This window comes from Streptomyces sp. 2131.1 (genome assembly GCF_900105515.1).
Lineage (GTDB): Bacteria > Actinomycetota > Actinomycetes > Streptomycetales > Streptomycetaceae > Streptomyces > Streptomyces drozdowiczii.
In genome coordinates this window covers 5,454,044-5,477,412 of record NZ_FNSY01000001.1, presented here as the reverse complement: position 1 = coordinate 5,477,412, position 23,369 = coordinate 5,454,044, and the positions used below count along the sequence as shown (strand labels likewise).

Here is a 23,369-nt window from a genome sequence, read left to right as displayed (position 1 = left end):
ATGACAGACGCACTCAAGCGCCTCTCCGACGAGGGCGTGGCGATCTGGCTCGACGACCTCTCGCGCAAGCGGATCACGTCGGGCAATCTGGCGGAGCTGATCGACCAGAGCCACGTCGTGGGGGTCACGACCAACCCGTCGATCTTCCAGAAGGCCATCTCGCAGGGCGACGGCTACGACCAGCAGCTCGCCGACCTCGCGGCCCGCAAGGTGACCGTGGAGGAGGCGATCCGCATGATCACCACCGCGGACGTCCGTGACGCGGCCGACATCCTGCGTCCGGTCTTCGACGCGACGGACGGCCAGGACGGCCGGGTCTCCATCGAGGTCGACCCGCGCCTGGCGCACAACACGACGGCCACGGTCGCCGAGGCCAAGCAGCTGGCCTGGCTGGTGGACCGCCCGAACACGCTCATCAAGATCCCGGCGACCAAGGCGGGCCTGCCCGCGATCACCGAGACGATCGGCCGGGGCATCAGCGTCAACGTCACGCTGATCTTCTCGCTGGAGCGCTACCGCGCGGTCATGGACGCCTACCTGGCGGGCCTGGAGAAGGCGAAGGCCGCGGGCCTGGACCTCTCGAAGATCCACTCGGTGGCGTCCTTCTTCGTGTCCCGTGTGGACACCGAGATCGACAAGCGCCTGGACGCCGTCGGCGGCGAGGAGGCGAAGGCCGCGAAGGGCAAGTCCGCCCTGGCCAACGCCCGCCTGGCCTACGAGGCGTACGAGGAGGTCTTCGCCGGTGAGCGCTGGGCCGCCCTGGACAAGGCGCACGCCAACAAGCAGCGTCCCCTGTGGGCCTCGACCGGCGTGAAGGACCCGGCCCTCAAGGACACCCTGTACGTCGTCGACCTCGTCGCCCCGAACACGGTCAACACCATGCCGGAGGCGACTCTGGACGCGGTGGCGGACCACGGCGAGGTCACCGGCAACACCGTCGCCGGTGCCTACGACCAGGCCCGCGCGGACCTCGACACCATCAAGAAGCTCGGCGTCGACTACGACGACGTCGTGCAGGTACTGGAGGACGAGGGCGTCGAGAAGTTCGAGACGTCCTGGAATGACCTGCTGAACTCGACCGAGGCGGAGCTCAAGCGCCTCGCCCCCTCGGAGGGCTGACCACTTTGTCTGGTGTTCCCGGAGCCAACCCGCTCCGTGACGCCCAGGACCGACGGCTCCCGCGCATCGCGGGGCCGTCGGGCCTGGTCATCTTTGGCGTCACGGGCGATTTGTCCCGTAAAAAGCTGATGCCCGCCGTCTACGACCTGGCCAACCGCGGCCTGCTGCCGCCGGGCTTCTCGCTCATCGGCTTCGCACGCCGCGACTGGGAGGACGAGGACTTCGCCCAGGTCGTGCACGACGCCGTCAAGGAGCATTCCCGTACGCCCTTCCGCGAAGAGGTCTGGCAGCAGCTCAGCCAGGGCATGCGCTTCGTGCAGGGCAACTTCGACGACGACGTGGCCTTCGAGACCCTCAGGGCCACGATCGAGGAGCTGGACAAGGCGCAGGGCACGGGCGGCAACTTCGCCTTCTACCTGTCCGTCCCGCCGAAGTTCTTCCCCAAGGTCGTCCAGCAGCTCAAGAAGCACGGGCTGGCCGACCAGAAGGACGGCAGCTGGCGGCGCGCCGTCATCGAGAAGCCGTTCGGCCACGACCTGAAGAGCGCGCAGGAGCTCAACCAGCTCGTGCACGACGTCTTCCCGCCGAACGAGGTCTTCCGGATCGACCACTACCTCGGCAAGGAGACGGTCCAGAACATCCTGGCGCTGCGCTTCGCCAACACGATGTGGGAACCGATCTGGAACCGCAGTTACGTCGACCACGTGCAGATCACGATGGCCGAGGACATCGGCATCGGCGGCCGCGCCGGCTACTACGACGGCATCGGCGCCGCCCGTGACGTCATCCAGAACCACCTGCTGCAGCTGCTCGCGCTGACCGCGATGGAGGAGCCCGGCTCCTTCCACCCCAAGGCCCTGGTCGCCGAGAAGCTCAAGGTGCTCACCGCGGTGGAGCTGCCCGAGGACCTGGGCAAGCACACCGTGCGCGGCCAGTACACGCACGCCTGGCAGGGCGGCGAGGAGGCCCTCGGCTATCTGGAGGAGGACGGTATCGACCCCAAGTCGAAGACCGACACCTTCGCCGCGATCAAGCTGACGATCAACAACCGCCGCTGGGCGGGCGTCCCGTTCTACCTGCGCACCGGCAAGCGGCTCGGCCGCCGGGTCACGGAGATCGCGGTCGTCTTCAAGCGCGCCCCGTACCTGCCCTTCGAGTCCGGCGCGACCGAGGAGCTCGGCGGCAACGCCCTGGTCATCCGGGTGCAGCCGGACGAGGGCGTCACGGTGCGGTTCGGCTCCAAGGTGCCCGGCACCTCGATGGAGGTCCGGGACGTCACGATGGACTTCGCGTACGGCGAGTCCTTCACGGAGTCCAGCCCGGAGGCGTACGAGCGGCTCATCCTCGACGTCCTGCTCGGCGACGCCAACCTCTTCCCGCGCCACCAGGAGGTCGAGCTCTCCTGGAACATCCTCGACCCGATCGAGGAGTACTGGGACAAGCACGGCAAGCCCGCCCAGTACCCGGCCGGCACCTGGGGTCCGGCCGAGGCGGACGAGATGCTCGCACGCGACGGACGGAGCTGGCGCCGGCCATGAAGATCGATCTCACGGAAACCACGTCCAGCAAGATCAACCAGGCGCTCGTCTCGGCCCGGCGCGCGGTCGGCGCCCCGGCGATCGGGATGGTGCTCACCCTCGTCATCGTCACCGACGAGGAGAACGCCTACGACGCGCTGAAGGCCGCGAGCGACTCCTCGCGCGAGCACCCCTCGCGGATCATCGCGGTCATCAAGCGGCTCAGCCGTTCGCCGCGCACCCGCCGAGACGCGCGCCTCGACGCCGAGATCCGGGTCGGTTCCGACTCGGGCTCCGGCGAGACCGTGGTTCTGCGGCTCCACGGCGAGCTGGCCAACCACGCCCAGTCGGTCGTCCTGCCGCTGCTGCTGCCGGACGCCCCGGTGGTGGTGTGGTGGCCGCAGGACTCCCCCGCCGACCCGGCGAAGGACGCGCTCGGCGCGCTGGCCCAGCGCCGGATCACCGACACCTACTCGGCCGAGCACCCGCTCGAAGAGCTGGCGATGCGCGCCCAGACCTACCAGCCCGGTGACACGGACCTGGCCTGGACGCGCATCACGCCGTGGCGCTCGATGCTGGCGGCGGCGCTCGACCAGCAGCCGGCCGAGGTCGTCTCGGCCACGGTCGAGGGCGAGTCGGACAACCCGAGCTGCGAGCTGCTGGCCATGTGGCTCGCGGACCGGCTCGGCGTCCCGGTGGAGCGCACCACGTCCGGCGGCCCCGGCCTGACGGCCGTCCGGATGACCACGAAGAACGGCGACATCGTCCTGGACCGGGCCGACGGCTCGCTCGCCACGCTCTGCATGGTGGGTCAGCCGGACCGCGCGGTGGCGCTCAAGCGCCGCGAGACGGCGGAGCTGCTCGCGGAGGAACTGCGCCGCCTCGACCCGGACAACATCTACGAGTCGACGGTGAAGTTCGGCGTGGAGCACCTCGACAGGAAGGACGCGGACGCTCCGGCCAAGAAGGCCGCGGACCCGACGCCTCCCGCGAAGAAGGCCGCTCCGGCCAAGAAGGCGGCGGCGAAGTGACCGGAGTACCGCAGCTCGTCGTGCACCGCGACAAGGAGCTGATGGCGCAGGCCGCGGCGGCCCGGCTGATCACGAAGATCGTGGACGCCCAGGCCGCGCGCGGCGACGCCTCGGTGGTGCTCACCGGCGGGCGCAACGGCAACGGCCTGCTGGCCGCGCTCGCCGCCGCGCCCGCCCGGGACGCGGTCGACTGGTCGCGCCTCGACCTGTGGTGGGGCGACGAGCGGTTCCTGCCCGAGGGCGACCCCGAGCGGAACATCACCCAGGCCCGCGAGGCGCTGCTCGACGCCGTGCCCCTGGACCCGTCCCGGGTGCACGTCATGCCCGCCTCGGACGGCCCCTACGGCCCGGATGCCGACGCGGCGGCCGCCGGGTACGCGGCCGAGCTGGCGGCCGCTTCGGCGCCGCAGGACCACGGCCCGGTGCCGGAGTTCGACGTGCTGATGCTGGGCGTCGGCCCCGACACCCATGTCGCCTCGCTCTTCCCGGAACTGCCCGCGGTACGGGAGACCGAGCGCACCGTCGTCGGTGTGCACGGTGCGCCGAAGCCGCCGCCGGTACGGGTCTCGCTGACGCTGCCCGCCATCCGGGCGGCGCGCGAGGTGTGGCTGCTGGCCGCGGGCGAGGACAAGGCGGAGGCCGTGGCCATCGCCCTGTCGGGGGCCGGGGAGATCCAGGCCCCGGCGGCCGGTGCGTACGGCCGCGGCCGCACGCTGTGGCTGCTGGACGCGGCGGCGGCCTCCCGCCTCCCCCGCGCCCTGTACCCGCCGGCCGCCGCCTGACCTGCCGTCAGCGGGCTTCCCACCGGGCCCGGTCCGCTCCGAGGAGCGGACCGGGCCCGCCGCTTTTACGGGGCCCGCGTTTCCGGGGCCGGTCCGTGAAAGGCTCGGCCCATGCACATCGGAACCGTGGTGATGGGCGCGTCGGACGTGGCGCGGGCGGCCGCCTTCTGGAAGGCGGCCCTGGGTTACGTGGAGCGGGAACCGGCCACGGAGGACTGGGTGGTCCTGGTTCCCGCCGAGGGGCCGGGCGTCGGGCTCTCGCTGGGCCGCAGCGACTCCCCGGTGCAGGAGATCCCCCGGGTCCACCTCGACCTCTACACGGAGGAGCAGGACGCCGAGGTGGCCCGGCTGCTCGCGCTCGGCGCGGCGGAGGCCGACTGGGAGCTGTATCCCGAGGACCCGGACTTCGTGGTACTGGCGGACCCGGAGGGCAACCGCTTCTGCGTCATCGACACGACGCACGGCTGAGGGGCCCCGTCGCAACGGGGCCCCTCGGGCGGGACTCAGCGCCCGCGCAGCTCGCGGTACGTCGAGACGAGCGCGGCGGTCGAGCTGTCCAGCTGCTCGCCGCCCTTGCCCTCGGTCAGGACGGGCTCGATCTTCTTGGCCAGTACCTTGCCGAGCTCGACGCCCCACTGGTCGAAGGAGTCGATGTTCCAGATCGCGCCCTGGACGAAGACCTTGTGCTCGTACAACGCGATCAGCTGGCCGAGGACGGACGGGGTGAGCCGGTCCGCGAGGATCGTCGTCGTCGGGTGGTCGCCCCGGAACGTCTTGTGCGCCACCAGCTCCTCCGGGACGCCCTCGGCGCGCACCTCGTCCGGCGTCTTGCCGAAGGCAAGGGCCTGGGTCTGGGCGAAGAAGTTGGCCATCAGCAGGTCGTGCTGGGCGACCAGGCCGGGCAGCAGGTCGTCGACCGGCTGCGCGAAGCCGATGAAGTCGGCCGGGATGACCTTCGTGCCCTGGTGGATCAGCTGGTAGTAGGCGTGCTGGCCGTTGGTGCCGGGGGTGCCCCAGACGACCGGGCCGGTCTGCCAGTCGACCGGATTGCCGTCCCGGTCCACGGACTTGCCGTTGGACTCCATGTCCAGCTGCTGGAGGTACGCGGTGAACTTGGACAGGTAGTGGCTGTAGGGCAGCACCGCGTGCGACTGCGCGTCGAAGAACGCGCCGTACCAGACGCCCAGCAGGCCGAGCAGCAGCGGGGCGTTCTCCTCGGCGGGGGCGGTGCGGAAGTGCTCGTCGACGAGGTGGAAGCCGTCGAGCATCTCGCGGAACCGGTCCGGGCCGATGGCGATCATCAGCGAGAGGCCGATGGCGGAGTCGTACGAGTAGCGCCCGCCGACCCAGTCCCAGAACTCGAACATGTTGGCCGTGTCGATGCCGAAGTCCGCGACCTTCTCCGCGTTGGTCGACAGCGCCACGAAGTGCTTGGCGACGGCGTCCTGACCGGCCCTCAGGCCGGTGAGCAGCCAGTCCCGGGCGGAGGTCGCGTTGGTGATCGTCTCGATCGTGGTGAAGGTCTTCGAGGCGATGACGAACAGCGTCTCGGCCGGGTCCAGGTCGTGGAGGGCCTCGTGCAGGTCGGCGCCGTCGACGTTGGAGACGAAGCGGAAGGTGAGCGAGCGGTCCGTGAAGGAGCGCAGCACCTCGTAGGCCATGGCGGGGCCGAGGTCGGAGCCGCCGATGCCGATGTTGACGATGTTCTTGATCGGCTTGCCGGTGTGGCCGGTCCACTCCCCCGACCTGACGCGGTCGGAGAACGCCGCCATCTTGTCGAGCACCGCGTGAACGGCCGGCACCACGTTCTCGCCGTCGACCTCGATCACGGCGTCGCGCGGGGCGCGCAGCGCGGTGTGCAGGACGGCGCGGTCCTCGGTGGTGTTGATCTTCTCGCCGCGGAACATGGCGTCGCGCAGCCCGGCGACGTCGGTGGCGACGGCCAGCTCGCGCAGCAGTCCCAGCGTCTCGTCGGTGACCAGGTGCTTGGAGTAGTCGAGGTACAGGTCGCCGACCCGCAGGGTGTACCCGGTGCCGCGCTCCGGGTCGTCCGCGAACAGCTGGCGCAGATGGGTCGACCCGAACTGCTCACGGTGCTTGCCCAGCGCGGCCCATTCCGGCGTCTGGTTGAGCCTGGTACGGCTTGTTGCGTTCATCCCGGACATCAGCCCACTTCTCTCGTAACCGCAGTTCCCCGCTGCCCCTCCAACCTAATTGATCAGGCGGCCGGACGTGACAACGGCGGGCTGCGGCACGGCGGAAGCACTCCGGCCGGGCACCCAGTGGGTGTCCGGCCGGTGAATTCTCTAGATCTCGCCGCGGAGTTTCGCGAGGGCCTCGGCGAGGATGGCCTCGCCGTCCGCGTCGCTGCGGCGCTCCCGTACGTACGCGAGGTGCGTCTTGTACGGTTCGGTGCGCGGCGGGTCCGGGGGGCTCTCCGGGTCCTGGCCGGCCGGGAAACCGCAGCGCGGGCAGTCCCAGGTGTCCGGCACCTGCGCGTCATGGGCGAAGCTGGGCTGCGTCTCGTGCCCGTTCGAGCACCAGAAGGAGATGCGGAGCCGTGGCGCGGACTCGCCGCGCTCGGCCTCCCCCATCGGCCCCGCTCCGACCCGGCTTCCCCGGATCGCGTTGCCACTTGCCACGGTCGTAACTCCCTGCGTGATGGTGCTCGAAGATGCCCCAGTCTACGTAAGGCCCAACGCGCGTCCAGTGAAAGGAGTTACACCGTCACCGGGAATCGCGTACGACGGGTCAGTTGTCCAGCTTGATGAGCAGACCAAGCACCACGATGCACGCGAACCAGCCCAGACCGACCACCACGGTGATGCGGTCGAGGTTGCGCTCGGCGACCGAGGAACCGCCGACGGAGGACTGCATGCCGCCACCGAACATGTCGGAGAGACCGCCGCCCTTGCCCTTGTGCATCAGCACCAGCAGCATCAGCAGCAGGCTGAAGACGATCAGGGCGATCTCGAACCCCAGAATCACGGCTGGTCCCTACTTTCCGGAAATACCGACTGCTAGTGCGAACAACGGGGGCCGGGAGGCTGCCCTCCCCGGCCCCCGCAAGGGTACGACGGATCCGCGCTACCGCATACTCACTGGTCGCGGAAGCGGACGATCTTGACGAACTCGTCGGCGTCGAGCGCCGCGCCGCCGATCAGGGCGCCGTCGACGTCGGGCTGGGCCATGATCGCGGCCACGTTGCCGGACTTCACCGAGCCGCCGTACTGGATACGGACGGCGTCGGCCAGCTCCTGCGAGTACAGCTCGGCGAGGCGGACGCGGATCGCACCGCAGACCTCCTGCGCGTCCTCGGGGGTGGCGACCTCGCCGGTGCCGATGGCCCAGACCGGCTCGTAGGCGATCACGATGGACTCGGCCTGCTCGGCCGGGATGTCCTTCAGGGCACCGTCGAGCTGCGCGAGGGTGTACGCGACCTGGTCGCCGGCCTTGCGGACGTCCAGGCCCTCGCCGACGCACAGGATCGGGGTCAGGCCGTGCTTGTACGCGGCCTTCACCTTGGCGTTGCAGACCTCGTCGGTCTCGCCGTGGTACTGGCGGCGCTCGCTGTGGCCGACGGCGACGAAGGTGCACTTCAGCTTGGCGAGCATGGGGCCGGAGATCTCACCGGTGTACGCGCCGGAGTCGTGCGCCGAGATGTCCTGGGCGCCGTACTTGATCTTCAGCTTGTCGCCGTCGACCAGCGTCTGCACGGAGCGCAGGTCGGTGAAGGGCGGCAGGACGGCGACCTCGACGGCGTCGTAGTCCTTGTCGGCCAGGGCGAAGGCGAGCTTCTGGACGTGGGCGATGGCCTCGAGGTGGTTGAGGTTCATCTTCCAGTTGCCCGCCATCAGCGGGGTGCGAGTGGTCATGAAAGGTCAGTCCTCCAGAGCGGCGAGGCCGGGAAGCGTCTTGCCCTCGAGGTATTCGAGGCTGGCACCGCCACCGGTCGAGATGTGTCCGAACGCGTTCTCGTCGAAGCCCAGGATGCGGACCGCGGCGGCGGAGTCGCCACCGCCGACCACGCTGAAGCCCGAGGAGTCGACGAGGGCCTGGGCGACGGCCCGGGTGCCCTCGGCGAAGTCGGGGTGCTCGAAGACGCCCATCGGGCCGTTCCAGAAGACGGTGGCCGCGTCGGCGAGCTTCGATGCGTAGAGCTTGTTGGTCTCCGGACCGTTGTCCAGGCCCATCTGCCCGGCCGGCATGGCGTCCGCGGGGACGGTGTCCGGGTGGGCCGGGGCCTTGGTCTTGAGGTCGGGGAAGGAGGGCGCGACGACGACGTCGACGGGGAGGACGAACTCCACACCCTTCTCCTCGGCGCGCCGCAGGTACTCCTGGACCGCCGGGATCTGGTCCTCCTGGAGCAGCGAGCTGCCGACCTCGTGGCCCTGGGCCTTGAGGAAGGTGTACGCCATGCCGCCGCCGATCAGGATGCGGTCGGCGCGCTCCAGCAGGTGGTCGATGACGCCGAGCTTGTCGGAGACCTTGGCGCCGCCGAGCACGACGGCGTAGGGCCGCTGCACGTCGTCGGTGAGCTTCTTCAGGACGCCGACCTCGGTGGCGATGAGGTCGCCGGCGGCGTGCGGAAGGCGGGCCGGGAGGTCGAAGACCGAGGCGTGCTTGCGGTGGACGGCGCCGAAGCCGTCGCCCACGTACAGGTCGGCCAGCTCGGCCAGCTGGTCGGCGAACGCGCCGCGCTCGGCGTCGTCCTTGGACGTCTCGCCCGGGTTGAAGCGCAGGTTCTCGATGACGGCGACCTGGCCGTCGGTGAGCGCGTCGACGGTGGCGCGGGCGGACTCGCCGACCGTGTCGGTCGCGAACGCCACGTCGGCGCCGAGCAGTTCACCGAGCCGGGTGGCGGCGGGGGCCAGCGAGAACGCCGGGTCCGGGGCGCCCTTGGGGCGGCCCAGGTGCGAGGCGACGACGACCCGGGCGCCGGCGTCGGCGAGCTTCCGGACGGTCGGGGTGACGGCGCGGATGCGGCCGTCGTCGGTGATGGCGGTGCCGCTGAGCGGCACGTTGAGGTCGGCGCGGACGAATACCCGCTTGCCGGCGACCCCTTCGGCGAGAAGTTCGTCGATCGTCTTCATCTGTCTGGACTCCTTGGAGGACGAGGGAGCATGCGAGGGGGCTCGAACAGCGCGGCGTTGCGCTGTTCGAGCCCCGTGCTCACATCGAGATGCCTGCCGGTGCGGCGGTGCTCAGAGCTGGCCGCCGACGAAGACGGTGAGGTCGACGAGACGGTTGGAGTAGCCCCACTCGTTGTCGTACCAGCCGAGGATCTTCACCGTGTTGCCCTCCTGGACCATGGTCAGGGAGGAGTCGAAGGTGCAGGACGCCGGGTCGCTGACGATGTCCGAGGACACGATCGGGTCCTCGGTGTAGTACAGGATGCCCTTGAGGTCGCCGTCGTCGGCGGCCTTCTTGAACGCGGCGTTGACCTCGTCCTTGGTGACCTCGCGCTGGAGGGTCACGACCAGGTCGGTGGCCGAGCCGGTCGGGACCGGGACGCGCATCGCGATGCCGTCGAGCTTGCCCTTGAGCTGCGGCAGGACCAGAGCGGTGGCCTTGGCGGCACCGGTCGTGGTCGGGATGATGTTCTCGGCGGCGGCGCGGGCGCGGCGCAGGTCCGAGTGCGGGAAGTCCAGGATGCGCTGGTCGTTGGTGTACGCGTGGACCGTCGTCATGAGGCCCTTGACGATGCCGAAGTTCTCGTCGAGAACCTTGGCCATCGGGGCGACACAGTTGGTCGTGCAGGACGCGTTGGAGATGACGTGGTGGTTGGCCGCGTCGTACTTGTCCTGGTTGACGCCCATCACGATGGTGATGTCCTCGTCCTTGGCCGGAGCCGAGATGAGGACCTTCTTCGCGCCACCGGCGATGTGCTTCTCGGCGTCGGCCTTCTTGGTGAAGATGCCGGTCGACTCGATGACGATGTCGACGCCCAGCTCACCCCAGGGGATGTCGGCCGGGTTGCGCTCGGAGAGCACCTTGATGGTGTGGCCGTCGACGGTGATGGTGTCGGCGGTGTGGCTCACCTCTGCCTTGAGACGACCCAGGATGGTGTCGTACTTCAGCAGGTGGGCCGTGGTCGCGGTGTCACCCAGGTCGTTGACAGCCACGATCTCGATGTCCGCACCCTGCTCCAGCAGCGCGCGGAAGTAGTTACGACCGATGCGGCCAAAGCCGTTGATGCCTACGCGGATCGTCACGAACCGATCTCCTCGTTAGGTACGCCGGTTTTCGACGCCGGCGAGTTGTATGGGATGTCCCCGACCGCCTCCGACCCTACCTCTCCGAAGCCGCCGGGGTGACATCGAGCGGGGCCGTAAGAACGCGGAAAGCCCCTACTCCCCAGTAGGAGCAAGGGCTTCCGGTTGCCCTCGGACGCTTCCTGCGGCGATTACGCAGCGTCAACGCCCGTGGGCCGACGGGCCGTTCCCCTCGCGGGGCGCGTACCGCCGGTACGGCTCAGCCGACCAGGCCGTCGGCCAGTTCTTCGCTGAGAGTGGACTCGGTACCGGGGATGCCGAGGTCCTGGGCGCGCTTGTCGGCCATCGCGAGGAGCCGGCGGATGCGGCCCGCGACGGCGTCCTTGGTCAGCGGCGGGTCGGCGAGGGCGCCCAGCTCCTCCAGGGACGCCTGCTTGTGCTCCATGCGCAGCCGGCCGGCGGCCGCCAGGTGCTCAGGGACCTCCTCGCCCAGGATCTCCAGCGCGCGGCCCACCCGGGCGCCTGCGGCGACGGCGGCCCGGGCGGAGCGGCGCAGGTTCGCGTCGTCGAAGTTGGCGAGGCGGTTGGCGGTGGCGCGGACCTCGCGGCGCATCCGGCGCTCCTCCCAGGCCAGCACCGACTCGTGGGCACCGAGCCGGGTGAGCAGGGCACCGATCGCGTCGCCGTCGCGGACGACGACCCGGTCCACCCCGCGCACCTCGCGGGCCTTCGCGGCGATGGAGAGCCGGCGGGCGGCGCCGACCAGGGCGAGGGCGGCCTCCGGGCCGGGGCAGGTGACCTCCAGCGAGGAGGAGCGGCCGGGCTCGGTGAGCGAGCCGTGCGCCAGGAAGGCCCCGCGCCAGGCGGCCTCCGCGTCGCAGGTGGCCCCCGAGACCACCTGCGGGGGCAGGCCGCGGATGGGGCGGCCCCGGCCGTCGACAAGACCGGTCTGGCGCGCCAGCTGGTCGCCGCCGGCCACCACCCGTACGACGTAGCGCGAGCCGCGCCGCAGGCCGCCGGGGGCCATCACGATCAGCTCCGAGCTGTGCCCGAAGATCTCCAGGATGTCCCGCTTGAGCCGGCGCGCCGCCATCGCGGTGTCCAGCTCAGCCTCGATCACGATCCGGCCGCTCACCAGGTGGAGGCCACCCGCGAACCGAAGAATCGCCGAGACCTCCGCCTTCCTGCAGCAGGTCCGGGTCACGGGAAGCCGAGAGACTTCGTCCTTCACCGCCGGCGTCATCGCCATGGGCCGATCCTTCCATGCATCCGAAAAATACGGTCGTACGCGGCGGCCAACAGCTCCGGATCATGGATCGGAACGCCGTCGGGTGAGGCCACGGGCGCCAGCTCGACCGCGGCACCGAGCCGCTTTGCTGCGTCGGCGAGGGACTCGCGGTCGGGCACGGCGGCCTCGTCGGCCAGCACCACGTCCAGGGCGAGTTTAGGGGCGTGTCGTCCCAAAACCTCCAAATGACGCTGCGGTGAGAAGCCTTCTGTTTCGCCGGGCTGCGGTGCGAGATTGAGCGAGAGGACCTTGCGGGCCTTCGTCTCGATCAGCGCGTCCAGCAGTTCGGGCACGAGCAGGTGCGGAATCACCGAGGAGAACCAGGACCCCGGGCCGAGGACCACCCAGTCCGCGTCCCGTACGGCGGCGACCGCCTCGGGGACGGCCGGCGGGTCGGCCGGGACCACGTGCACGGACTGGACCTCGCCCGGGGTCAGGGCGACGGTGGCCTGGCCGCGCACGGTGTCCACGTCGTCCGGACGCTCGGGGTCGTGGCCCTTGACGAGGGCCTGGAGCTCCAGCGGCACAGCGGACATGGGCAGCACCCGGCCGTGCGCGCCGAGGAGCTTGCCGACCAGGTCGAGGGCCTGGACGTGGTCGCCGAGCTGCTCCCACAGGGCGACGATCAGCAGGTTGCCGACCGCGTGCTCGTGCAGGTCGCCCTTGGACTGGAAGCGGTGCTGGATGACCTGGGCCCAGGTCTGGCCCCAATCGTCGTCGCCGCAGAGGGCGGCCAGCGCCTTGCGCAGGTCGCCGGGGGGCAGCACGCCCAGCTCCTCGCGCAGTCGTCCGCTGGAGCCCCCGTCGTCGGCGACGGTGACCACGGCGGTCAGGTCGCCGGTGATCCGCCGCAGCGCGGTGAGAGAGGCGGACAGGCCCATGCCGCCGCCGAGGGCGACGACCTTGGGCTGGGCGCCGCGCTTGCGCACGGAGAGCGTGGCCGCCGCTCCCCGCAGCCGGCGCAGGCGCAGATTGCGACTGGTCACTCGCGCCCCATGTCCCTGTGTACGAGCACGGTCTCGATCCCCTCCGTGGCGAGCCGGGCCGCCAGCTTCTCCGACATGGCCACCGACCGGTGCTTCCCGCCCGTGCAGCCCACCGCGATGGTCACATAGCGCTTGCCCTCGCGGCGGTAGCCCGCGGCGACGAGCTGGAGCAGCTCCGTGTACTGGTTGAGGAACTCCTTGGCGCCCGGCTGGTCGAAGACGTACGCGGACACCTCCTCGTTGAGCCCGGTGAAGGGGCGCAGCTCCGGCACCCAGTGCGGGTTCGGCAGGAAGCGGCAGTCCACCACCAGGTCGGCGTCGACCGGCAGGCCGTACTTGAAGCCGAACGACATCACCGTGGCGCGGAGCTCCGGCTCCTCGTCGCCGGCGAACTGGGCGTCCATCTTGGCGCGCAGCTCGTGGACGTTGAGGCTGGAGGTGTCGATCACCAGGTCGGCGTCGCCGCGCAGCTCGCGCAGCAGGTCGCGCTCGGCGGCGATGCCGTCGACGATGCGGCCGTCGCCCTGGAGGGGGTGCGGGCGGCGGACCGACTCGAAGCGGCGGACCAGCGCGTCGTCGGAGGACTCCAGGAAGACCACCCGGCGGGTGACGCCCTTGGCGTCCAGGTCGGCGAGGGATTCGCGCAGGTTGTCGAAGAAGCGGCGGCCGCGCACGTCGACGACGACGGCGATCCGGGCCACGTTGCCCTGGGAGCGGGCGCCGAGCTCCACCATGGTGGGGATCAGCGCGGGCGGCAGGTTGTCGACGACGAACCAGCCGAGGTCCTCCAGACACTTGGCGGCGGTGCTGCGTCCGGCGCCGGACATCCCGGAGATGATCACCAGTTCCGGGATGGCCGCTCCGGTGTCGCCCGTCTCGGTCGAGGTGCCCGTACTCACGTCTGCTGCTCCGTCTGCTCGGTCGGTGCGGTCGTGCTCGTGTTCGTGCTCGGTCATGTCGTGCTGCCCCCGTCGTCCTCTTCCATGATCTCTCCTGTGGCCGTGTTCACGGCGGGTGCGGCCGGGGCGGCCGCCGCGAGGGCGACGGCCACGGACTCCGCGGTCCTGCGGCCTATCCCGGGCACCTCACAGATCTCGTCGATTGTCGCCTGCCGCAGCTTCTTGACGGAGCCGAAATGCTTGATCAGCGCCTGTTTCCGGGTCTCTCCGAGGCCGGCGACCGCGTCCAGGGGGCTGGTGCGGATGCGCTTGGCCCGCTTGGCGCGCTGGTAGGTGATGGCGAAGCGGTGCGCCTCGTCGCGGATGCGCTGGAGGAGGTAGAGGCCCTCGCTGGAGCGGGGCAGCACCACCGGGTCGTCGTCATCGGGCAGCCAGACCTCTTCGAGGCGCTTGGCGAGGCCGCAGACGGCGATGTCGTCGATGCCCAGCTCGTCCAGGGCCCGCTTGGCGGCGGCGACCTGCGGCTGCCCGCCGTCGACGACGAGGAGCTGCGGCGGGTACGCGAACCGCTTGGGACGTCCGTCGTCCTCGCGGGACTCGCCGTCGGCCGGGGCGGTCCCGTCGGCGGGGCCGGCGTCGGGGGCCGGGACCGGGCCGGAGACGGCGGGCCCCGCCGGGACGGGGCCCGTGGCGGCCGGGGACTCCTCCCACTCCCCCGTGCGCTCCTTCTCCTGGAGGTAGCGGCGGAAGCGGCGGCTGATCACCTCGTGCATCGAGCGGACGTCGTCCTGGCCCTCGAAGCCCTTGATCTGGAAGCGGCGGTACTCCCCCTTGCGGGCGAGCCCGTCCTCGAAGACCACCATGGACGCCACGACGTCCTCGCCCTGGAGGTGGGAGATGTCGAAGCACTCGATGCGCAGCGGGGCGGTGTCCAGGCCGAGGGCCTCGGCGATCTCCTCCAGGGCGCGGGAGCGGGTGGTGAGGTCGGAGGCGCGCTTGGTCTTGTGCAGTCCGAGGGCCTGCTGCGCGTTGCGCTGGACCGTGACCATCAGGTCCTTCTTGTCGCCGCGCTGCGGGATGCGCAGGCTGACCTGGGAGCCGCGCCGGTCCGCGAGCCACTGGGAGACCGCGTCGGGGTCCTCGGGGAGGGCCGGGACGAGGACCTCCTTGGGGACGGCGTCGCCGCTCTCCTCCCCGTACAGCTGCTGGAGGGCGTGTTCCACGAGGCCGGAGGTGTCGACGTTCTCCACCTTGTCGGTGACCCAGCCGCGCTGGCCGCGGACCCGGCCGCCGCGCACGTGGAAGATCTGGACGGCGGCCTCCAGCTCGTCCTCGGCGACCGCGATGAGGTCGGCGTCGGTGGCGTCGGCGAGGACGACCGCGCTCTTCTCCATGGCCCGCTTGAGCGCCCCGACGTCGTCGCGCAGCCGCGCGGCCCGCTCGTACTCCATGTCCTCGGCCGCCGCCATCATGTCCTTCTCCAGGCGGCGGATGTACGTGCCGGTGCGGCCGGCCATGAAGTCGCAGAAGTCGTCGGCCAGTTCGCGGTGCTCCTCGGGGGTGACGCGGCCGACGCAGGGGGCCGAGCACTTGCCGATGTAGCCGAGGAGGCAGGGGCGGCCGGTCCGCGCGGCGTTCTTGAAGACCCCGGCGGAGCAGGTGCGGACGGGGAAGACGCGGAGCATCAGGTCGACGGTCTCGCGGATCGCCCAGGCGTGTCCGTACGGGCCGAAGTAGCGCACGCCCTTCTTCTTGGCGCCGCGCATCACCTGGACGCGGGGGAACTCCTCGTTCAGCGTGACCGCGAGGTAGGGATAGCTCTTGTCGTCGCGGTACTTGACGTTGAACCGGGGGTCGAACTCCTTGATCCAGGAGTACTCCAGCTGGAGCGCCTCGACCTCGGTGGACACCACGGTCCACTCCACGGAGGCGGCCGTGGTCACCATCGTGCGCGTGCGCGGATGCAGACCGGACAGGTCCTGGAAGTAGTTCGCCAGGCGCTGGCGCAGGTTCTTCGCCTTCCCGACGTAGATCACCCGGCGGTGCTCGTCGCGGAACTTGTAGACCCCCGGGGAGTCGGGGATCTGTCCCGGCTTGGGGCGGTAGCTGGAGGGGTCTGCCATGCCTCCCACCCTACTTGCGGGCAGTGACAGCGCGGGGTGCCCGGATGGCGCCGCGCCCCGGGACAGGGATGGGGAGCACCTGTCCCGGGGCACGGGGTCGTGGGGCCGGCGGGTCAGCCGGTCCGGCGGCGGCTCCTGAGGCGCAGCGCGGTGACGCCGCACAGGGCGAGCACGGCGAGGGCGCCGCCCGCGGCCGCCAGGGAACCGGCGGTCAGCGCGGTCCCGGTGGTGGAGGTCGCGGCGATGGCGGGGCCGGAGCCCTCCTTCGCCGCGGGGCCGGAGCCCTCCTTCGCCGCGGGCCCGTAGCCGCCCGCCTCCCCCTTGCGGGCGTAGGCGGAGCCGGGGAGCTTGTCGGCGTAGGCCGCGTGGACCCGGGTGCGGTACGCGGACAGGGTCGTCCCCTGCTTGCCGACCGCCCGGACGGCGTCCTGGTCGAGCGGGAGGACCCGGTCGCCCTTCTGCACGTACCAGGCGTCGATCTGGGGCTCGTGGAAGACGGTCCCGCCGGGCAGCTTGCGGGCGCCCGCCGCGGTGTAGCGGGCCTCGTCGTCGCCGGTGGCGATGTTCACCACCTGCCAGTCGCCGTCCTTGCCGGCCCCGGGCAGGGTCCACAGGGACGCCTTCTGCCCGTCCGAGGAGACCGCGGTGCTGGCCAGGTAGTCCAGGGACGCGACGGCGGCACCCGGCTCCCCCGCGACGAACCGCGCCGACAGGGTGCGTACGGGCACGGCGGCGCCCTCGATGCGGGGTGCGGCGGCCTTCTCGGTGACGGCGCCCTCGCGGGCGAAGAACCGGGACAGCGTGTCCAGGGTGGTGGCGTCGGTGGCCGCCTCGTGGGCCGCGGCCAGGGCCGCGGGGCCGGAAGCCGGACCGTCGGCGGCCGCGGCCTGCGGGGCGGAGCCGAGCAGGGCCGCGCCGGCGAGCACACCGGCGGCGGCCAGGGCGGCGGCGACGGAACGGGCCGGGGAACTGGTGGAGATCATGCCGTCACGCCCCGATCCGGTAGAGCGAGTGGGTCCAGGAGAACTCGCTGTTGTTCACGTACCAGGAGTGCGAGGCCCAGTTGTAGCGGTTGCTGGAGGGCCACGGGTCGCCCCAGTAGACGAGACTGTTGGCGTCGTCGTAGCCGTAGAGGACGTGCATGTGGCCGCCACCCGAGGACCACTGGATCCGGGTCTCCACCGGGCGTCCGGCGGCTATCTCGGCCTGCACGGTGGGGTAGCGCAGCCAGCCGTTGACGTACGAGCCGGGGCTGATGCCCGCCCAGTACAGCGCGTTCTGGACGTTGTCGAGCGCGGCCTGCGAGTTGGGGCACTCGTAGCCCTGGGCTCGGTTGAAGGCGGCGTTGCAGAACTCGTTCTGGCTGTAGTTGCGGCCGTACCAGGTGGCGATGGTGTTGCCGGACGCGGCCCAGCACCAGTTGGTCTTCTGCTGCGCCTGCATCGTGATGTTCAGCCGCTTGGTGGCGGCGAAGGCGGCCGTCGGCGCAGCCGCCGTGCCGTCGGGGACCGCTGCGGCGGTGGCGGTGCGGCCCTGGAACGCGCTGGTGGCGGTGCGGGGCTGGTCGGCGGCGGTGGCGGTCGCCGTGGGTGCGGCGAGCAGCATGGCGGCGAGTACGGCTGTCACCGAAATCCGGGCGGACCGGATTCTTCGGTTGCGCATGGGGTTCCTCCCGGGCGGGGGGTGGGGGTTCCTAGGAGCGCGTCCGGACGCTGTCGAGGAGCATCAACCGTTGTCGGGGACGGGTCAACACGCTTGAATGCGGGTGAACACCGCGGTGTGAACACCAGGGGCCCCGGTGTGAACGCGCGCCCCCGACCACCTGCGGACCGGCACCCGCCGGCGCGGCCCCGTGCCCGGCCGGCGTGAACGTTCACCTGGAGGACCCATGCGGCACACCGAGGCCGAACTGGCGCAGGTGCTGCACACCGGCCCGTTCCACCTGGCCCTGCGCACCGCCCTGTCGGTGCGCGGGCTGCCGCTCCAGCGGGTCCGGCATCATCTCGCGCACCGCGGGGTCAACGTCGGTGTGACGAGCCTGAGTTACTGGCAGCAGGGCGCCCGGCGCCCGCAGCGTGCGGAGTCGCTGCGCGCCGTGAAGGTCCTGGAGGAGGTCCTGGAGCTGCCGGTGAACTCGCTGCTCGGGCTGCTGGGCGCCGAGGAGCCCCGCCCGGAGGCCGACCGTCCGCCCGCCCGCAGCTACCGCTCGCTGGTGGAGGCGTCCGGGGCGGTGGAGCGGCTGCTCGCGGGGATGGAGTCACCGGCGGACGGCGGGCTGCACACGGTGGGGCACCAGGAGCGGGTAAGGATCGGGCCCGGCCGCCAGATGCAGCACCGGGCCTCCCAGCACGTGGTGCGCGCGCACCGCGACGGCATCGACCGCTACCTCGCGGTGTACGTCGGCGACCCGGGCTGCGATCCGGCGCGGGTGGCGGTGCGTGCCCGGGAGAACTGCCGGACGGGCCGGATCCGCTGGGACGGGGAGACGGGGGTGCTGGTCGCCGAGCTGCTCTTCGACACCCGGCTTCGGGCGGGCGACACGTACCTGTTCGGCTACGGCTTCGAGGACGGTACGGGCGGGCCCTGCGACGAGTACATGCGCGGCTTCACCTTCGGCGGCGGGCAGTACGTGCTCCAGGTCGGCTTCGACGAGGAGGCGCTGCCGGTGCGGTGCCGCAGCTTCGCCCAGGCGTCGGCGGGCGCGCCCCGGGGCGCGCGGGCGGACCTCACGCTGACCGGCCGGCACCGCACGGTGCATCTGGTGGAGCAGGGGGTGCGGCCGGGGCTGGTCGGCATCGACTGGGACTGGGAGTAGGCGGCGGCCCGCAGGGGGCGGGCCCGCGACCGGGGGCTCGGCGGCGGGCTCGGCGCTTCAGGCCTTGGGGCCGGCGATCAGCTTTCCGCCCTCGACGCGGACCGGGACGGCCGGCAGCGGCACGGTGGCGGGGCCGTGCACGGCCTTGCCGGTCGTCGTGTCGAAGAGGCTGCCGTGGCAGGGGCAGTGTCCCTCGTTCTTCTCGACCCGGTCCAGCAGGCAGCCGGCGTGGGTGCACTGGGCGCTGAACGCCTTGAACTCGCCCTTGGCCGGGCAGGTCACGACGACGCGCTGCTCCCGGTAGAGCTTGGACTCGCCGACGGGGATCTCGTCCGGGGTGCCGAGCTCGACGGGCGCGGTGGGGGTCGGCGTCTGGGCGTGGCCGAGCTTCGAGTCGGTCGAGCAGGCGGCCGCTCCCAGCCCGGCGACGCCCGCGAGAGCGGCGCCCTTCAGCACGGTGCGGCGGGCGGCGGGCTGGCCGGACATGCGGTCTCCACGGGTCGAGGCGTCACAGGGGAAACCGTGCCGGAGCTGCCCGGGGCGGCGGCGGCATCGGTGACGTAACCGACGATACCGGCGCGGAAGGACGCCTCCGCGCGCGGGCCGCCCCGGCCGGGTCGTGGCAGGTCGGGGGCGGGAACGCGGCGAGGTGGCGGCCCCCGCGGAGGGGACCGCCACCTCGGACCGGATGCCCGGTGTCAGGCCTTGCGGGCCCGTGCCGTCTTCTTGGCGGCGGGCTTCTTGGCGGCCGTCTTCTTCGCCGCGGACGCCCTGGCCGTCGCCGTCTTCGCGGAGGCCGGCTTCGCGGCGGCCGTCTTCTTCACGGCCTTCCTGCCCGCGGGCTTGCGGGCACCGGGCACGGCGGCCTCGCCGATCCGGTCGGCGTCCAGGATGTCCTGGAGGAACTTCCCGGTGTGGCTGGCGGGGACACCGGCCACGTACTCCGGGGTGCCCTCGGCGATGACCAGGCCACCGCCGCTGCCGCCCTCGGGGCCCATGTCCACGACCCAGTCCGCGGTCTTGACGACGTCGAGGTTGTGCTCGATGACGATCACCGAGTTCCCCTTGTCGACCAGGCCGGACAGCACCTTGATCAGCTTGGAGATGTCCTCGAAGTGCAGACCGGTGGTCGGCTCGTCCAGGACGTAGACCGTGCGGCCGGTGGAGCGCTTCTGGAGCTCGCTGGCGAGCTTGACCCGCTGGGCCTCACCGCCGGAGAGCGTCGGCGCGGACTGGCCGAGCCGTACGTAGCCGAGGCCGACCTCGTTGAGCGTGCGCAGGTGGCGCGCGATGGTGGGGACGGCCTCGAAGAACTCCAGGCCCTCCTCGATCGGCATGTCGAGCACCTCGGCGATGGACTTGCCCTTGTAGTGGACCTCCAGGGTCTCCCGGTTGTACCGCGCGCCGTGGCAGACCTCGCACGGCACGTACACGTCGGGCAGGAAGTTCATCTCGATCTTGATGGTGCCGTCGCCGGAGCAGTTCTCGCAGCGGCCGCCCTTGACGTTGAAGGAGAACCGGCCCGGCAGATAGCCGCGGACCTTGGCCTCCATCGTCTCCGCGAACAGCTTGCGGACGTGGTCGAAGACACCGGTGTACGTGGCCGGGTTGGACCGGGGCGTACGGCCGATGGGCGACTGGTCGACGTGGACCACCTTGTCGACGAGGTCGTCCCCGTCGACCCGGGTGTGCCGGCCGGGCACCGACTTGGCGCCGTTCAGCTCGCGGGCCAGGTGGGTGTAGAGGATGTCGTTGACCAGCGTCGACTTGCCGGAGCCGGAGACGCCGGTGACGGCGGTCAGCACGCCGAGCGGGAAGGAGACGTCGATGTCCCGGAGGTTGTTCTCCCGGGCGCCGTGCACCGTGAGCAGCCGCGAGGGGTCCACGGGCCGCCGCACGTCGGGCACGGGGATCGACCGCTTGCCGGTGAGGTACTGCCCGGTGACCGACTTGTCGTTGGCCAGCAGCTCCTTGAGCGAGCCGGAGTGCACGACCTTGCCGCCGTGCTCACCGGCGCCGGGGCCGATGTCCACGACCCAGTCGGCGACCTTGATGGTGTCCTCGTCGTGCTCCACGACGATGAGCGTGTTGCCCATGTCGCGGAGGCGGACCAGGGTCTCGATCAGCCGGTGGTTGTCGCGCTGGTGCAGCCCGATGGAGGGCTCGTCGAGCACGTAGAGCACGCCGACGAGGCCGGAGCCGATCTGCGTGGCGAGCCGGATGCGCTGGGCCTCGCCGCCGGACAGGGTGCCGGCCGCGCGGTTCAGCGAGAGGTAGTCCAGGCCGACGTCGACCAGGAACTTCAGCCGCTCGTTGACCTCCTTGAGGACCCGCTCGGCGATCTTCTTGTCCCGGGCGTTCAGCTTGAGGCGGCCGAGGAACTCGGCGCACTCGCTGATCGACATCGCGGCGACCTCGGCGATGGACTTCTCCATCACCGTGACCGCGAGGACGATCGGCTTGAGCCGGGTGCCCTCACAGGTCGGGCACGGGACCTCGCGCATGTACCCCTCGAAGCGCTCCCGGCTGGAGTCGCTCTCGGCCTCGGAGTGCCGCCGCTTGACGAACTGGACGGCGCCCTCGAAGGACGGGGTGGTGTAGGCGCGCTCGCGCCCGTACCGGTTGCGGTAGCGGACCTCGGTCTGGATCTTGTGGCCGTGCAGCAGGGCCTTCTTGGCGCGCTGCGGCAGCCCCGCCCAGGGGATGTCCGTACGGAAACCGAGGGCTTCGGCCAGGGCGTTGATCTGGCGGCCGAAGTACTCCTTGGTGTGGCCGTGGGACCAGGGGTGGATCGCGCCCTCGTCGAGGGACTTCTCCTCGTCCGGGACGATCAGCTCCGGGTCGACCTCCATGCGCGTACCGATGCCGGTGCAGTCGGGGCAGGCGCCGAACGGCGAGTTGAAGGAGAAGGAGCGGGGCTCCAGCTCCTCGAAGGAGAGGTCGTCGTACGGGCAGTAGAGGTGCTCCGAGTACATCCGCTCGCGCTCGGGGTCGTCCTCGGGGAGGTCGACGAAGTCGAGCACGACCATGCCGCCGGAGAGACCGAGCGCGGTCTCGACGGAGTCCGTCAGCCGGCGCTTGGCGCTGTCCTTCACGGTGAGGCGGTCGATGACCACCTCGATGGTGTGCTTCTCCTGCTTCTTGAGCACGGGCGGCTCGGAGAGCTGGATGGTCGCGCCGTCCACCCGGGCGCGGCTGTAGCCCTTGGTCTGGAGGTCGGAGAACAGGTCGACGAACTCGCCCTTGCGCTCGCGCACCAGTGGCGAGAGCACCTGGAAGCGGCTGCCCTCGGGCAGGCCGAGGACCTTGTCCACGATGGCTTGCGGCGACTGGCGCGAGATCGGGCGGTGGCACTCGGGGCAGTGCGGCTTGCCGATCCTGGCGAAGAGCAGCCGGAGGTAGTCGTAGACCTCCGTGATGGTGCCGACCGTCGAGCGCGGGTTGCGCGAGGTCGACTTCTGGTCGATGGAGACGGCGGGCGACAGACCCTCGATGAAGTCGACGTCCGGCTTGTCCATCTGGCCGAGGAACTGCCGGGCGTACGAGGAGAGCGACTCCACGTAGCGCCGCTGGCCCTCGGCGAAGATCGTGTCGAACGCGAGCGACGACTTGCCCGACCCGGAGAGCCCGGTGAAGACGATGAGGGAGTCGCGGGGGAGGTCGAGCGAGACGTTCTTGAGGTTGTGCTCGCGAGCGCCACGGACGATGAGACGGTCGGCCACGCCGGTCCGCACCTTTCTGGAGAGAAACGGGGGAACTGAGCCCCTGGCCCAGGTTATGGGGGGCGCCACAGCGGTGTACGAAGCTTTCGACTTCGAGCGTATAGCACGCACATTCGAATTGCGGACGGCTGATGACTCCTTCACCCGAACGAGTGGCCGGGGCTAGGCTCGGCCCCATGACTGATCATGCGCACGACCTGGCAGCACTCCGGGAAGCGACCGATCGGCTGCTGGGAGCGACCGGAAAACTGGACGACGCGGCACTCGCCGAGCCGTCACGGCTGCCGGGCTGGAGCCGCGGCCATGTCGTCGCGCACCTATGTCGTAACGCCGACGCGCTCGCAAATGTTCTCCGGGGCCTGCCGATGTACGCAGACAGCGAAACCCGGGACCGCGACATCGAGCGGGACGCCCCCCGCTCCCGGGAGGCGCAGCTGGCCGACCTGACCGCGACCGCCGCCCGTTTCGTCGAGGCGGCGGCCGAGCCCGCGGACTGGTCGCGCACGGTGACCCTGCGCAACGGTGTGACGGACTCGGCCTCGCGCGTGCCCTTCCGGCGCCGCGTCGAGGTGGAGATGCACCACGTCGACCTGGACGTGGGCTACGAGCTGGAGGACCTGCCGGACGAGTTCACCGCGCGGGAGATCGACTTCCTGGCCGAGCGGTTCGCCGGGCATCCGGAGGTCGTGACGACGGAGCTCGCCGACGGAAGCGGAGGTTCCTGGACGACCGGCGGCGGCGCTGCGGGCGGGGCCGTCGCCGTCCGGGGCACGGCGCCCGAGCTGCTGGGGTGGCTCAGCGGGCGGCGCGACGGTTCGGCCCTGACGGTCGAAGGCGGAACGCTTCCGGCGCTGCCCCCGCTATAGGCTGAC

At 71.1% G+C, this 23,369-nt stretch carries 21 protein-coding genes; 7 read left to right on the top strand and 14 right to left on the bottom strand.

All coding sequences use genetic code 11. The features are described 5' to 3' along the window. From tal to BLW14_RS24565, 5 genes are all read left to right on the top strand, one after another. Positions 1 to 1,119 carry a transaldolase gene (gene tal, locus BLW14_RS24585; RefSeq protein ID WP_093709356.1) on the top strand — a complete coding sequence of 373 codons (1,119 nt, stop codon included), beginning with the start codon at positions 1 to 3 and terminating at the stop codon, positions 1,117 to 1,119. A 5-nt stretch (positions 1,120 to 1,124) separates the two neighbouring features. After that, positions 1,125 to 2,657, top strand: a complete 1,533-nt coding sequence (zwf, locus tag BLW14_RS24580) for a glucose-6-phosphate dehydrogenase (protein ID WP_093709355.1) — start codon at positions 1,125 to 1,127, stop codon at positions 2,655 to 2,657. Continuing rightward, positions 2,654 to 3,667, top strand: coding sequence for a glucose-6-phosphate dehydrogenase assembly protein OpcA (opcA, locus tag BLW14_RS24575; protein WP_093709354.1), 1,014 nt, complete (start codon positions 2,654 to 2,656; stop codon positions 3,665 to 3,667). The genes zwf and opcA overlap by 4 nt, the downstream gene beginning before the upstream one ends. A gap of 41 nt (positions 3,668 to 3,708) precedes the next feature. Then, on the top strand, positions 3,709 to 4,449 hold the full coding sequence (gene pgl / locus BLW14_RS24570) for a 6-phosphogluconolactonase (protein ID WP_256333021.1): 741 nt from the start codon (positions 3,709 to 3,711) through the stop codon (positions 4,447 to 4,449). Positions 4,450 to 4,560: 111 nt separating this feature from the next. After that, positions 4,561 to 4,917: a VOC family protein gene (locus BLW14_RS24565; protein WP_093709352.1), complete on the top strand. Its 357-nt coding sequence runs from the start codon at positions 4,561 to 4,563 to the stop codon at positions 4,915 to 4,917. 35 nt (positions 4,918 to 4,952) lie between these two features. On the opposite strand, the gene pgi is transcribed toward BLW14_RS24565, so the two are convergent. From pgi to BLW14_RS24505, 12 genes are all read right to left on the bottom strand, one after another. Beyond that, the gene (pgi, locus tag BLW14_RS24560; RefSeq protein ID WP_093710837.1) at positions 4,953 to 6,605 is read right to left on the bottom strand and encodes a glucose-6-phosphate isomerase; all 1,653 of its coding nucleotides are present in this window, start codon (positions 6,603 to 6,605) and stop codon (positions 4,953 to 4,955) included. Positions 6,606 to 6,755: 150 nt separating this feature from the next. Further along, a complete protein-coding gene (locus tag BLW14_RS24555) occupies positions 6,756 to 7,091 on the bottom strand; it encodes an RNA polymerase-binding protein RbpA (protein WP_073864697.1) in 336 nt (111 codons plus the stop codon). A gap of 109 nt (positions 7,092 to 7,200) precedes the next feature. Further along, positions 7,201 to 7,437 (bottom strand): preprotein translocase subunit SecG, encoded by a 237-nt coding sequence (secG, locus tag BLW14_RS24550; RefSeq protein WP_018104607.1) that lies wholly within the window; start codon positions 7,435 to 7,437, stop codon positions 7,201 to 7,203. A 110-nt stretch (positions 7,438 to 7,547) separates the two neighbouring features. Further along, on the bottom strand, positions 7,548 to 8,324 hold the full coding sequence (gene tpiA, locus BLW14_RS24545) for a triose-phosphate isomerase (RefSeq protein WP_018518818.1): 777 nt from the start codon (positions 8,322 to 8,324) through the stop codon (positions 7,548 to 7,550). Positions 8,325 to 8,330: 6 nt separating this feature from the next. Further along, positions 8,331 to 9,542, bottom strand: coding sequence for a phosphoglycerate kinase (gene pgk / locus BLW14_RS24540; RefSeq protein WP_093709351.1), 1,212 nt, complete (start codon positions 9,540 to 9,542; stop codon positions 8,331 to 8,333). A gap of 111 nt (positions 9,543 to 9,653) precedes the next feature. Then, complete coding sequence (gene gap, locus BLW14_RS24535) at positions 9,654 to 10,664, bottom strand: type I glyceraldehyde-3-phosphate dehydrogenase (protein ID WP_073968324.1); 1,011 nt, start codon at positions 10,662 to 10,664, stop codon at positions 9,654 to 9,656. Positions 10,665 to 10,923: 259 nt separating this feature from the next. Then, positions 10,924 to 11,913 (bottom strand): DNA-binding protein WhiA, encoded by a 990-nt coding sequence (whiA, locus tag BLW14_RS24530; protein ID WP_018104603.1) that lies wholly within the window; start codon positions 11,911 to 11,913, stop codon positions 10,924 to 10,926. After that, positions 11,904 to 12,938 carry a gluconeogenesis factor YvcK family protein gene (gene yvcK, locus BLW14_RS24525; protein WP_093709350.1) on the bottom strand — a complete coding sequence of 345 codons (1,035 nt, stop codon included), beginning with the start codon at positions 12,936 to 12,938 and terminating at the stop codon, positions 11,904 to 11,906. The genes whiA and yvcK overlap by 10 nt, the downstream gene beginning before the upstream one ends. Beyond that, positions 12,935 to 13,894 (bottom strand): RNase adapter RapZ, encoded by a 960-nt coding sequence (rapZ, locus tag BLW14_RS24520; protein WP_093709349.1) that lies wholly within the window; start codon positions 13,892 to 13,894, stop codon positions 12,935 to 12,937. Before rapZ ends, yvcK begins: the two co-directional genes overlap by 4 nt. Next, positions 13,891 to 15,960, bottom strand: a complete 2,070-nt coding sequence (gene uvrC / locus BLW14_RS24515) for an excinuclease ABC subunit UvrC (RefSeq protein ID WP_093709348.1) — start codon at positions 15,958 to 15,960, stop codon at positions 13,891 to 13,893. The genes rapZ and uvrC overlap by 4 nt, the downstream gene beginning before the upstream one ends. A 113-nt stretch (positions 15,961 to 16,073) precedes the next feature. Further along, positions 16,074 to 16,943 (bottom strand): hypothetical protein, encoded by an 870-nt coding sequence (locus BLW14_RS24510; protein ID WP_093709347.1) that lies wholly within the window; start codon positions 16,941 to 16,943, stop codon positions 16,074 to 16,076. 4 nt (positions 16,944 to 16,947) lie between these two features. Next, on the bottom strand, positions 16,948 to 17,622 hold the full coding sequence (locus tag BLW14_RS24505; protein WP_093709346.1) for a papain-like cysteine protease family protein: 675 nt from the start codon (positions 17,620 to 17,622) through the stop codon (positions 16,948 to 16,950). A gap of 226 nt (positions 17,623 to 17,848) precedes the next feature. Between BLW14_RS24505 and BLW14_RS24500 the strand changes: the two genes are divergently transcribed. Further along, positions 17,849 to 18,775: a hypothetical protein gene (locus BLW14_RS24500; RefSeq protein ID WP_093709345.1), complete on the top strand. Its 927-nt coding sequence runs from the start codon at positions 17,849 to 17,851 to the stop codon at positions 18,773 to 18,775. A gap of 57 nt (positions 18,776 to 18,832) precedes the next feature. On the opposite strand, the gene BLW14_RS24495 is transcribed toward BLW14_RS24500, so the two are convergent. Continuing rightward, positions 18,833 to 19,261 carry a Rieske (2Fe-2S) protein gene (locus BLW14_RS24495; RefSeq protein WP_093709344.1) on the bottom strand — a complete coding sequence of 143 codons (429 nt, stop codon included), beginning with the start codon at positions 19,259 to 19,261 and terminating at the stop codon, positions 18,833 to 18,835. A gap of 212 nt (positions 19,262 to 19,473) precedes the next feature. Next, positions 19,474 to 22,497 (bottom strand): excinuclease ABC subunit UvrA, encoded by a 3,024-nt coding sequence (gene uvrA / locus BLW14_RS24490; RefSeq protein ID WP_093709343.1) that lies wholly within the window; start codon positions 22,495 to 22,497, stop codon positions 19,474 to 19,476. 176 nt (positions 22,498 to 22,673) lie between these two features. On the opposite strand from uvrA, the gene BLW14_RS24485 reads away from it, so the two are divergent. Beyond that, a complete protein-coding gene (locus BLW14_RS24485; protein WP_093709342.1) occupies positions 22,674 to 23,363 on the top strand; it encodes a maleylpyruvate isomerase family mycothiol-dependent enzyme in 690 nt (229 codons plus the stop codon). Positions 23,364 to 23,369 lie beyond the last annotated feature (6 nt).